Below are 977 nucleotides of genomic sequence, written 5' to 3'. Positions count from 1 at the left end.
TTTTGTTTTTTAATAAAACAATTGACAGACTTACATAGATGTTTTATCATTATAGAAGTCGTCACCTTATACTTAAACGGTCCTGTGGTGTAGCGGTTAACATGCCTGCCTGTCACGCAGGAGATCGCGGGTTCGAATCCCGTCAGGACCGCCATTTTAATATCGGCTTTGTAGCTCAGTTGGTAGAGCAAAGGACTGAAAATCCTTGTGTCGGCGGTTCGATTCCGTCCAAAGCCACCATTTCTTTTGCCGGTGTAGCTCAGCTGGTAGAGCAACTGACTTGTAATCAGTAGGTCGCGGGTTCGACTCCTGTTGCCGGCACCATTTTTATTTTGGCGATTGTGGCGAAGTGGTTAACGCACCGGATTGTGATTCCGGCATTCGTGGGTTCAATTCCCATCAGTCGCCCCATTTTTTAACTTCATATCATTTATGTGTCATTAGCTCAGTTGGTAGAGCATCTGACTTTTAATCAGAGGGTCGCAGGTTCGAATCCTGCATGACACACCATTTTTATGCGGGTGTGGCGGAATTGGTAGACGCGCTAGATTTAGGATCTAGTGTCTTTGACGTGGGGGTTCAAGTCCCTTCACCCGTACCATTTATATGCGGAAGTAGTTCAGTGGTAGAATACGACCTTGCCAAGGTCGGGGTCGCGGGTTCGAATCCCGTCTTCCGCTCCATTTATATTTGAATAGCATTATGCGGTCGTGGCGGAATCGGTAGACGCGCTAGGTTGAGGGCCTAGTGGTGGCAACATCGTGGAGGTTCAAGTCCTCTCGACCGCACCATATGATGCACCCTTAGCTCAGCTGGATAGAGTACTTGACTACGAATCAAGGGGTCGGGAGTTCGAATCTCTCAGGGTGCACTTTTCGGGAAGTAGCTCAGCTTGGTAGAGCACTTGGTTTGGGACCAAGGGGTCGCAGGTTCGAATCCTGTCTTCCCGACCATTATTTTCATACGAAATACATTGG

Annotated in this window: 10 tRNA genes; all 10 read left to right on the top strand. The window is 48.2% G+C overall.

What is annotated here, in order from left to right:
• Positions 1-78: 78 nt before the first annotated feature.
• The 10 genes from N179_RS16770 (at position 79) to N179_RS16725 (ending at position 953) form a co-directional block, all read left to right on the top strand.
• Positions 79-154 (top strand) — tRNA-Asp (locus tag N179_RS16770).
• A gap of 10 nt (positions 155-164) precedes the next feature.
• Positions 165-240: transfer RNA gene (locus N179_RS16765), tRNA-Phe, on the top strand.
• 8 nt (positions 241-248) lie between these two features.
• Positions 249-324, top strand: a tRNA-Thr gene (locus N179_RS16760).
• Between the two features lie 11 nt (positions 325-335).
• A tRNA-His gene (locus N179_RS16755) sits at positions 336-411 on the top strand.
• A gap of 23 nt (positions 412-434) precedes the next feature.
• Positions 435-510, top strand: a tRNA-Lys gene (locus N179_RS16750).
• Between the two features lie 7 nt (positions 511-517).
• A tRNA-Leu gene (locus tag N179_RS16745) sits at positions 518-601 on the top strand.
• 7 nt (positions 602-608) lie between these two features.
• A tRNA-Gly gene (locus N179_RS16740) sits at positions 609-683 on the top strand.
• Between the two features lie 21 nt (positions 684-704).
• A tRNA-Leu gene (locus N179_RS16735) sits at positions 705-791 on the top strand.
• A gap of 6 nt (positions 792-797) precedes the next feature.
• Positions 798-871: transfer RNA gene (locus tag N179_RS16730), tRNA-Arg, on the top strand.
• A 5-nt stretch (positions 872-876) separates the two neighbouring features.
• A tRNA-Pro gene (locus tag N179_RS16725) sits at positions 877-953 on the top strand.
• The last annotated feature ends 24 nt before the right edge of the window (positions 954-977 follow it).

Origin of the sequence: Exiguobacterium indicum HHS 31, assembly GCF_001939065.1 — a bacterium.
GTDB classification, from domain to species: Bacteria; Bacillota; Bacilli; order Exiguobacteriales; family Exiguobacteriaceae; genus Exiguobacterium_A; species Exiguobacterium_A indicum.
This window is presented reverse-complemented; position numbering and strand designations above follow the sequence as displayed.